This window comes from Microvirga sp. P4_G7, assembly GCF_056401005.1.
Map to the genome: position 1 here is coordinate 1 of NZ_JBFUKD010001172.1, position 570 is coordinate 570.

Below are 570 nucleotides of genomic sequence, written 5' to 3' on the forward strand. Positions count from 1 at the left end.
GGCGCCCTACTWCGTGAAGCGCGCCGAAACCTAGATCGAAACGCATTTCGGAGATCCGCTCACCCTCGCGGATATCGCGGCCCACGCGGCCGTCAGCGCGCGCAGCTTGCAGAACGGATTTCAGAACTTCCGGAGCATGACGCCGATGGCGTTCCTGCGCGCGGTGCGTCTGCAGCGCGCGCACGCGATGCTGCTCGCGGCCGACCCAGCGTCGGCAACGGTCACCGGTATCGCCATGAGCGTCGGCTTCAATCACATGGGCGAGTTTGCGTCCCTTTACAAACGCAGCTTCGGCGCATCGCCGAGTCACACGCTTTGGCGCTAGATCCACACGGCAATGCGAGGTGCGCGCGCGTTCAGGGCAACGCTAGCGCGCCTCCGAGGCCGCGGCACTTGCACCTGCCTTGCGCCACGGCGTCTCATCGACTGCGGTCAACGGCCCCTTGCCGGAAAACCATGCACTGAGGTTGTCGACGACGAGTTGGCCCATGGCGTTCCGGGTGTGCACGGAGGCGGAGGCGATGTGAGGAACGAGGACCACATGCTCCATGTCGATGAGGTCCTGTGGCA

At 65.0% G+C, this 570-nt stretch carries 1 protein-coding gene and 1 pseudogene; one reads left to right on the plus strand and one right to left on the minus strand.

Translation table 11 applies throughout. The features are described from left to right. Window positions 1-106: 106 nt before the first annotated feature. A complete protein-coding gene (locus tag AC1DT3_RS23700; protein ID WP_477467591.1) occupies window positions 107-325 on the plus strand; it encodes a helix-turn-helix domain-containing protein in 219 nt (72 codons plus the stop codon). A gap of 42 nt (window positions 326-367) precedes the next feature. Here AC1DT3_RS23700 and AC1DT3_RS23705 read toward each other — a convergent pair. After that, window positions 368-570: pseudogene (locus AC1DT3_RS23705) on the minus strand (2-hydroxyacid dehydrogenase); the annotation flags it as partial.